Annotated in this window: 7 protein-coding genes; 2 read left to right on the forward strand and 5 right to left on the reverse strand. The window is 43.2% G+C overall.

The features are described from left to right. Window positions 1–20 precede the first annotated feature (20 nt). The 4 genes from ACTCNA_RS06650 to ACTCNA_RS06665 all read right to left on the reverse strand — a co-directional run bounded on the left by ACTCNA_RS06650 (window position 21) and on the right by ACTCNA_RS06665 (window position 6,223). Window positions 21–3,143: an efflux RND transporter permease subunit gene (locus ACTCNA_RS06650; RefSeq protein ID WP_462947122.1), complete on the reverse strand. Its 3,123-nt coding sequence runs from the start codon at window positions 3,141–3,143 to the stop codon at window positions 21–23. Between the two features lie 37 nt (window positions 3,144–3,180). Beyond that, entirely contained in the window at window positions 3,181–4,236 is a 1,056-nt protein-coding gene (locus ACTCNA_RS06655; protein WP_462947123.1) for an efflux RND transporter periplasmic adaptor subunit, read from the reverse strand. 11 nt (window positions 4,237–4,247) lie between these two features. Continuing rightward, window positions 4,248–5,558 carry a TolC family protein gene (locus ACTCNA_RS06660; protein WP_462947124.1) on the reverse strand — a complete coding sequence of 437 codons (1,311 nt, stop codon included), beginning with the start codon at window positions 5,556–5,558 and terminating at the stop codon, window positions 4,248–4,250. A gap of 62 nt (window positions 5,559–5,620) precedes the next feature. Further along, window positions 5,621–6,223: a TetR/AcrR family transcriptional regulator gene (locus ACTCNA_RS06665; RefSeq protein ID WP_462947125.1), complete on the reverse strand. Its 603-nt coding sequence runs from the start codon at window positions 6,221–6,223 to the stop codon at window positions 5,621–5,623. A gap of 219 nt (window positions 6,224–6,442) precedes the next feature. On the opposite strand from ACTCNA_RS06665, the gene ACTCNA_RS06670 reads away from it, so the two are divergent. After that, the gene (locus ACTCNA_RS06670; RefSeq protein WP_462947126.1) at window positions 6,443–7,459 is read left to right on the forward strand and encodes a pirin family protein; all 1,017 of its coding nucleotides are present in this window, start codon (window positions 6,443–6,445) and stop codon (window positions 7,457–7,459) included. Window positions 7,460–7,796: 337 nt separating this feature from the next. On the opposite strand, the gene ACTCNA_RS06675 is transcribed toward ACTCNA_RS06670, so the two are convergent. Beyond that, window positions 7,797–7,925 carry a hypothetical protein gene (locus ACTCNA_RS06675; protein ID WP_462947127.1) on the reverse strand — a complete coding sequence of 43 codons (129 nt, stop codon included), beginning with the start codon at window positions 7,923–7,925 and terminating at the stop codon, window positions 7,797–7,799. A gap of 379 nt (window positions 7,926–8,304) precedes the next feature. Here ACTCNA_RS06675 and ACTCNA_RS06680 point away from each other — a divergent pair. After that, on the forward strand, window positions 8,305–8,621 hold a 317-nt coding region (locus ACTCNA_RS06680), incomplete at its 3' end, for a TetR/AcrR family transcriptional regulator (protein ID WP_462947128.1).

Consider the following 8,621-nt stretch of genomic DNA (forward strand, 5'->3'; position numbering starts at 1 on the left):
CAGTTCAACAACAGGAAAAACTATTCCAAAAACTTGATGTGTTTGTATACTTCCTGTTTTTTATTTCTTTCCCCGTGACGCGACAAAACGGCATAAATAGCAGGGATAAGCACCAGGGTTACCATCGTAGAGAAAAATAAACCGCCTACTACGCTTATACCAAGAGGGCTCCATATTTCGGAACCTTCGCCTCTGCTTAACGCCATGGGTAACATACCCAGCATGGTAGTCATAGCCGTCATCAGTACCGGGCGCAAACGCGATTTCCCTGAAACCACAATAGCTTCATTAAGCTCAAGGCCCCTGTCGCGCATTAGATTAATAAAATCTACCATTACAATCCCGTTTTTAACTACAATACCGATGAGCAAAACGGCCCCCATACCTGCGATAATGCTTAAGGTAGTTTCGGTCAAAAACAAAGCCAGGAATACCCCTGTAAAAGAAAATGGAATAGCAAACATGATAATGAATGGCTCTAAGAACGATTCAAACTGGGAGGCCATGGCAATAAAAACCAGGACAATACCCAGAAGTAAAAGAAGGCCGAGATCACTGAAAGATTCCTGTTGGTCTTCATACGCACCTCCAACGTACGTCATAACACCCGGAGGGATTGAAATGCTTTCCATTTCGGTTTTTACACTCTCGGCCAGTTGCCCCAGCGGAACCCTGTCAGGTGTTAAAGAGACAGTTACCATACGTTGCCTGCGTTTGTGTTCAATATTTGGCGGCGACCAGTATTCCTTAATCTCTCCCAATTCTGCAAGCATGATTTCATTGCCGGCAGGCGAAACAATGGTGAGTTCTTCGATTTTTGACACAGAACTGCGGAACTCTTCTTTTAACCGGATACGAATATCATATTCTTCCCCTTCTTCTTTAAATTGTGAAGCTATCAATCCACTGACGCGATTACGAAGGAACATAGCTACCTGGGTGGAAGTCAACCCGTGTAATGCCAGTTTTTCCCTGTCCATAACAAACTGTAACTCGGGTTTTTCCGGTTTCCGGCTGATTTGAACGTTGGCGGCTCCCGGTATGGCCGAAACCTTTTGCTTGATATCTTCTGCCAAAGCAGTGGTAACATCGAAATCGTACCCGTAAATTTCAATATCTATCGTATTCTCGGTAAGTGCTGACCCAGCTCCTCCTGAGGTACTAACCGTAGCTGTGATCACTTCCGGTATCAAGGCAAGTTCTTCACGCAAAACGCGTGCAAGTTCCCACACATCCCGTTCTCGTTCACTTCCGGGTTTCAACCGCATAGTAATATCTATTATATTGCTGGCGGCCTCCGAAAACATAGAGCTTATCCCTCCTTCTTCGTCTGCCCCTGAAGAAGTAGAGACCAGCGTTGCTTCCGGTATCTTTTCGGCAATTATTCCTTCCACGTATCTGGCCACTTTCATGGTTTCTTCTACCCGTAGCCCGGTTTGCAGTTCTATGGTTGCAGTGAGCTGGTCCTGGTCGCTTTCGGGCATAAACTCGGTATCAATATAATTTAACAAAAATAATGATAAAACAAAAACGGCCAGCGAGGTTAGAATTGTAAAGGCTTTATGCCTTAAAATCCATCGTAGCGTTTTGGAATAAATATCATCAATTTTATTCAAAATCTTTTCACTGATATTGCTTAAAGTGAACCGGCGGGTTGAATTACCTGAAGACCTTAAACGAAGCATCAAGGAAGAAAGCAGGGGGGTTAACGTTATAGCGGCAATTGTTGAAGTAACAACCGTAATAGTAACTATCCAGCCCAACTGGTTAAAGAAAATGCCTGTAAGTCCCGAAACCAGGGTAAGTGGGAAAAAAACCGCCACAATAACCAGCGTAGTGGCAATAATAGCCAGCCAAACTTCATTAGTAGCATAAATAGCTGCATCACGGGGGGCAGTTCCCCTTTCAATATGGCGTGTAATATTTTCCAAAACCACGATGGCATCATCTACTACCATTCCAATCGCTATTGCAAGAGAAGAAAGCGCAATGATGTTAATGGAATTACCAGTAATGAAAAGGTAAATAAAAGCAACGACGAGTGAAATAGGTATGATAATGGCGACAATGAAGGTAGCTCTCCACCTTCCGAGAAAAAACAGGATAACCAGCACAATAGCCAGTAATGCCCACAATAATGTTTGTGTAAGGTTGGAAATTGACCTTTGAATGAAATCTGATGAGTCAACAATTACTTCCATTTTAATATCTGGAGGAAGGTCGTTTTGAAGAGTTTTAATCATTTCTTTCACTTCGCTGGCCACTTTGACGGTATTGGCTCCCGACTGCTTCATAACGAACATTCTTACACCTTGTTTCCCATTTATTCGTTGGACGAGAGATACGTCACGAAGCGAATCCCTGACAGTAGCAACATCCCTTATATAAACAGGTTTACCAGCCATGTTGCCGACAACCAGGTTTTCTATCATTTCACTCGTTGAAAATTCACCCCTCACCTGCAACTGGTAGTCAATATCTCCCATTTTTACACTCCCCGAAGGAAGGTTACTATTTTCGGCGGCAATAACATTTCCTAACTGCTCCACAGTCAGATTGTATGCGTCGAGCAATTTAGGATCGGACTCTACATAGACAATCCTCTGTGGACTACCGGCAAGGCCAACTGTGCCCACTCCCTCAATCCGGTTCAATGGATTAATAATTTTCTCGTCCAGTATTTTTTCCAGGCCCGGGTAACTTTCGTCAGCCGTTATCGCATAAAAAATAACAGGAAACATACTGGTGTTAAACTTGAATATCGTGGGCCTGTCCACTTCCTCCGGCAGAACAGAGATAATCCGGTCTACCGCATCGCGTATGTCATTGGCTGCCTCGTCCAAATTGGAGCCCCATTCAAATTCAAGGGTAACCTGTGATACATTATCCTCTGAAGTTGAAGTAATCTCTTTCAGGTTGTCCACCGCGTTAAGGGCGTTCTCAAGTGGGTCTGTAATATTGGTTTCTATTTCTGAAGCATTAGCTCCCGGATAAGAAGTAATTACCGAAATATATGGGGGGTCCATCTCTGGAAACAAATCAATGGGGACCTGCATCAGTGAAAAAATACCCATCACAACTACTGCCACAAAAATAAGAATGGTAGTAATTGGTTTGTTTACAGCATTTTTGTATATACTCATAATGTTTTCCTTTCAGTGTTCTAAAATTGTAATAAAATTAACCTTCAACCACTTGAACGGGAACCGCGTCAACCAGGCGGGCCTGGCCGCTTACAATTATATTATCTCCTGGTTCCAGGTCATCCGAGAAAACTTCAATATTTTCATCGTACCGTTCCCCAATAGTGACAGACACACGGCGGGCCACTCCATTTTCTTCTTTAAACAGGTAGCGTTCGTTTGAGCCCTGCAACTTAAGCACGGCTATGCTGGGCAAAAGGAGAGTCTCCTCTTTACCGAGATTAAAAGCAGCCCTTGCAAACATACCCGGGCGTAGCAACCCTTCACGGTTATTTATGACAATTTCTACATTAAAAGTCCGGTTGATTGCGTCAACAGTTGGGTGGACACGTTCGATACGGCCTGTAAAAACTTTATCCGGATAAATGTCAGCCTTTATTTTAGTCTCCTCCCCTTCTTCTATTTTGGGGAAGTGTTTTTCTGAAACCGGGACAATGGCTTTTAAACGGTTGATTTGAACAATGGAAAGAACAGCGGCTTTTCCTGTCGGTGTGGTGGGTGCGCCGGAGTACATCTCGCCGGGTTCGAAATAGCGGCCTGATACTACTCCGTTAAAAGGTGCCAGCAACTGAGTATTTTCTTTCAGAAATTCTACGTTTGATTTGGCCACTTCGTATTGAGTTTTTACCTGGTCGTACTGTTGTTGCGCAACACTTCCGTATTGCTTAAGGGTATCGAGGCGATTGAAATCGGCTTTCAGGTTTTGAAGTTGTACTTCGGCCTGGTGCAACTGGGTTTTATCCATTTGTACCAGCAGGGTACCTTTGGTTACCCTGTCGCTAACATCAACAAAAATATTTTCAATACGGCCGGGTTGCGCCGGTACCATGTGCACTTCTTCGTAAGCTTCGAGTGTTGCCGGGTATTCTACCGAGCGGGCAACAACCTGGGGTTGCAGTTTTATAACTTCAACCGGTTCTTTTTGCTGCTCATTGCCGGCAGCTGAAGTTTCTTCCTGCTTGCCTTGCGAGCACGAAGCAAGCACGGCAACTGCCAGGGTGAATAAAAATGTTAAAATGCGATTCTGTTTCATCTGATTATTCTTTAATTGTTAATTACTTCTCCGGTGAGTGTATTGAGTTCGTTTTGTGCTTTCAGCACTTCCAGCATAGAGTTCAGGTATTCGGTTTCGGCCTGCAGGTAGTTGTTGTCGGCAGTTGTAAGTTCAATCCCCGAAATCATTCCCTGCTCATATTTTCGTTTTATGTTTTCGTAAACCCTGCGGGCAACCTCCACATTTTTTTGCTGGGTTTCAAAACTTTCGTAAGCGCTTCGCAGGTTAAACTGAAGTTCTTTGTACTGAATGGAAAGCTGATCCCCGAGCAGGGCTTTATTGTTTCGTGTGGTTTCCAGGTCAATTTTTGCCTGCCTTACCTGCGAGCGCCTTTCGCCACTCGAGAAAATCGGAATGTTCATTTGTAACCCAACCATGTGTTTTGGCGACATGTCGAATGCAGGTTTTAATATTTTTTCAGTGTAATTGTAATAACCCGAAAGTGTTGGCAGGTAATTGGCCTGTTGCATTTTTATCTGCTTTTCGGTCATCTGTTCCTGAACGTTCATTAGCTGATAATCGATGTTTTCAGTTACTTCGAAAGAAGTATCCATCAGCAGTTCGGCTGTGTTTTTTTCGTCCATTATTTCCGAAAGGGTTTCGGTAAGCTCCAGTTCGGTTTCTGCCGTAACTCCCAGCTGCACTCTCAGCAGGTTTTTAGTCATTTCGTATTGGCGTTCGGCCGATTTCAGTGCGTTGTCGAGCGAGTTTACCTGAACCGAAAGCTGGTCGAGTTCCAATTGTTCAATCATTCCCACTTTTACCATGGGTTCGGTTTTGCGGTAAATTTCACGCAGGTTGGCAATATTGGTTTCCAGTATTTTTACTGATTCTTCTGAAAGCAAAACAAGGTAGTAGCCTTCAATAACCTGGCTCACAATATCCTGTTTTGTTTTTACCTGGTTTTTTTGGGCAAGCTTTTCCGCAAGTTTTGCAGTTTGTATTCCCACAATGTAACCGCCGTTAAAAAGCAGTTGGTTCACATTCAGGTTAAAATTACTGGTAGGTTTAATCGGAATTTTAGACGGCTCCTGGCTTTCATCAAACTGAATGCTTATATCTGCACCCAAAGCATTAGAATAATCAACTGTAGCATTTATCTGCGGCAACCCGGCTGCAATAGTTGCCCAGAGTTGTTCCTGTGACTGGTCAATGGCCAGCCCCGAATTTTTGATGGTCCGGTTGTAGTTGAGGGCATACTCTTTGGCCGCTTCCAGGTCGAGCGAAAGCTTCTCCTGCGCATTTATTCCGCCAAAAAGCATGAATCCCAAAACCAGAGTAAAAATCTGTTTTCTTCTCATAGCACATTGTTTTGTTTTCTTGTTATCTGTATTCATTTTTTTTTAAATGTTTCAAAATATTATTATTCATCCAGCATCGAATCGATGAGTTCAATTCCTTTTTTGGTTGAAATGCCCCGCATAAAGTTAATAGTGAGGTTTTGGAATACGTCAGTGTAATTGAATTCATCGCGTGGAAAAATCTCTTCATTGGCCAGCAGGTTCATCTGCTCATGGAAAAGTTGTGAAACAACCTGAATGTTAATATCTTCCCTGAACAGCCCTTCTTTTATTCCTTTCTTTAGCAATTCATTTGTCAGCATGAAGCCTTCTTTTTCATTTTCTTCCTTAATATTTTTCCAGGTGCTGTTGTAAAATTTTTCCATATCCCGAAAAAACACCGGATTAATGGCGTTCATGGCTTTAATTCCTTCCTGCATAAACGAGAAAATGGTTTCAATCACATTCGTCGATGTAGCAACAATTTCCTGATTTTTTGCATTGTGTTTTTGTTTTATACTTTTAAGACATTCGTGTACCAATTCGTTTTTGTCCTTAAATATCTCGTAAACAGTACGTTTCGATATTCCCAACACCGCCGCAATCCCGTCCATGGTTACATTCCTGATTCCATAGTGGAAAAATTGCCGTGTGGCTTTTTCTACTATTCTCTGTTGTATATCCATCTTGTTTTTATCAGGGCGCAAACATAGAAAAAAAACTATAAACACTACCAAAGTTTTCTGTGAAGTATCTGATTTTTTCGGCAAATGGAGAATTGTTAATGTAGGGTTAAGTGTAATTCTCACGCTATTGTCTTGAGAAAAAGGGAAGGGCTATTTAGTTCTTCCTTTTTTCTTTATATTTGGGATAGATTACTGTTTTATAAAATTAAAAGAAAAGTTATGTACAACAAACTTATCACCAACATACGTCCTTTAGGATTTGCCTGGCAGACCAGCGATCCGTTTCTGTTTTGCATTCATCATAACGACAAGTATCCCAAAGGCAATAACGAAATGGGTCCGGATGCTTCGTTGGCCGGGAGAAATATAGGACAAGATTTCACAGTAAAAGATGGCTGGCGCATGTACCATGGTGAAACCGTTCCGGGGTTTCCAGAACACCCGCACCGCGGATTTGAAACCATTACCGTGGTGCTGAAAGGATTCGTTGACCATTCGGATTCGTTTGGTGCAGCCGGTCGCTACGGTGACGGCGATGTGCAGTGGATGACAGCCGGCGCAGGCCTCCAGCACGCCGAAATGTTTCCGCTGGTTCACAAGGACAAACCCAACCCGCTGGAGCTTTTCCAGATATGGCTGAACTTGCCGAAAGCCAAAAAGTTTGCCGAGCCTTTTTACAAGATGCTGTGGGCGGAGGATATCCCGGTTCATGAATCAAAGGATGAGCAAGGGTTAACCTCAAAAATAACCGTCATTGCCGGCGAATTTGGAAATGCTAAAGCGCCGGCTCCTGCTCCGGATTCGTGGGCAGCCGATCCGAAGAATGAGATTGGCATTTGGTTGATAGAGATGGAGCCCGGAGCCTTTCTAAAGGTACCGCCGGTTTCCCTCGAATCCCGCCGCTCACTCTATTTTTACCGTGGCTCGGGAATCAACATAGCCGGGGTGGATGTGAAGCCTTACAACGAGGTGGAATTGCTGGCCGACCAGCCGGTGAAGCTGAAGAATGGTTCGGAAAAAGGCTACCTGCTCATGCTGCAGGGCCGCCCCATCAACGAACCCGTTGTGCAACACGGCCCGTTTGTGATGAACAATGGAGCCGAAATCCAACAAGCCTTTCTGGATTACCGTAAAACGCAATTCGGCGGCTGGCCGTGGGAACGCCATGACAACGTGCATCCCCGCGAGGCAAGAAGGTTTGCCAGATATGAGGATGGGAGCGAGGAACAACGCTAAAATACCAAACCTCCTTCCCGCTGGCTCTGAGCCTTTGGGAAGGAGCTGGTACCCGTCTCAGCACGTAGTACGACCTTGGGTTTTATTCAATTTCCTGCAATTCCACCTTAACGTATTCTATGGAAGCGGTTGCATCTATCGTTTGGTTATCTTCGGTGGTGAGGGTGTAGCTGAGCTCTATACGGGTACTGAATTCAGTATCTGTTTAACTAAAGTGAATACCCAATGTAAAATGCCATGCGGTAGCCTTGATTGAGGTATTTCCGTTATTTACTATGTGGACAAAATCAAACCCGGCGTGTAAACTTCCAAAAGGCTGAAACACCACTAAGTGGTTTCAGAAGTTGGGTGCCGGATAGCCTTCCACAGGCTTCTGGTCAGGCATTTCATGCATTCGCCAGCCTTTGGTCCAGGCTCTTTCGTAGTGCAAAATCATCCCGAAAAGGGAAATATCAGCTACCAACACCGGACCGGCTGCAAAGTAGTATCCGGTAGGTTCCTCAATTTCTCCAAGATTATCCGCGGAAGCGTTATATTTAAAGTATTGAAAAGAAAAACATATGGTTAACAGGGATGTGGATTACTTCATTCTTAAGATTTACAATTTACACGCTAATAAGTATCCGTTTTTGTGATGAACCAAAATTGTTAATAAAATGGTACGCCTGAATTCACCTTTCTTTCGATAAAACGAAAGCAAAAATTTTTTTATTTAAAAAAATATCTATTTTTGTACCATAAAACAATTTTAGTACAAAAAGAACATGAGCATAGATTCTACTAAAGATTCAATATTGCGGGTTGCAAACCAACTGTTTAGCCGGTTCGGGTTTCACAAAACCTCTATGGACGAAATCGCAAAGGTTGCACGCAAAGCCAAAGGCTCGTTATACTACCATTTCGTTAGTAAGGAGGATTTATTCAGGGAGGTAATTTTAAAGGAAATTACTCATCTTAAAAGCCAACTGGGAGTTATTACTAAAAATTCTGATTTGGATGCTTCTCAAAAGCTGCGTAGCTATCTGGTCAAAAGAATGGAAATCCTTAATTCAACAGCAAGTTACCATGAGACGTTAAGAGCCGATTTTTTTGAGCACTTCCACTTTATTGACGACCTCAGAATTGATTTAGATACGTGGGAAAAGGAAAATCTGAAAAAGAT

Source organism: Tangfeifania sp., assembly GCF_055108615.1.

Excerpts from the sequence above, each read along its gene's own strand:
- ACTCNA_RS06650 (WP_462947122.1), bottom strand. The coding sequence starts at position 3,143 with ATGAGTATATACAAAAATGCTGTAAACAAACCAATTACTACCATTCTT.
- ACTCNA_RS06655 (WP_462947123.1), bottom strand. The coding sequence starts at position 4,236 with ATGAAACAGAATCGCATTTTAACATTTTTATTCACCCTGGCAGTTGCC.
- ACTCNA_RS06660 (WP_462947124.1), bottom strand. The coding sequence starts at position 5,558 with ATGAGAAGAAAACAGATTTTTACTCTGGTTTTGGGATTCATGCTTTTT.
- ACTCNA_RS06665 (WP_462947125.1), bottom strand. The coding sequence starts at position 6,223 with ATGGATATACAACAGAGAATAGTAGAAAAAGCCACACGGCAATTTTTC.
- ACTCNA_RS06670 (WP_462947126.1), top strand. The coding sequence starts at position 6,443 with ATGTACAACAAACTTATCACCAACATACGTCCTTTAGGATTTGCCTGG.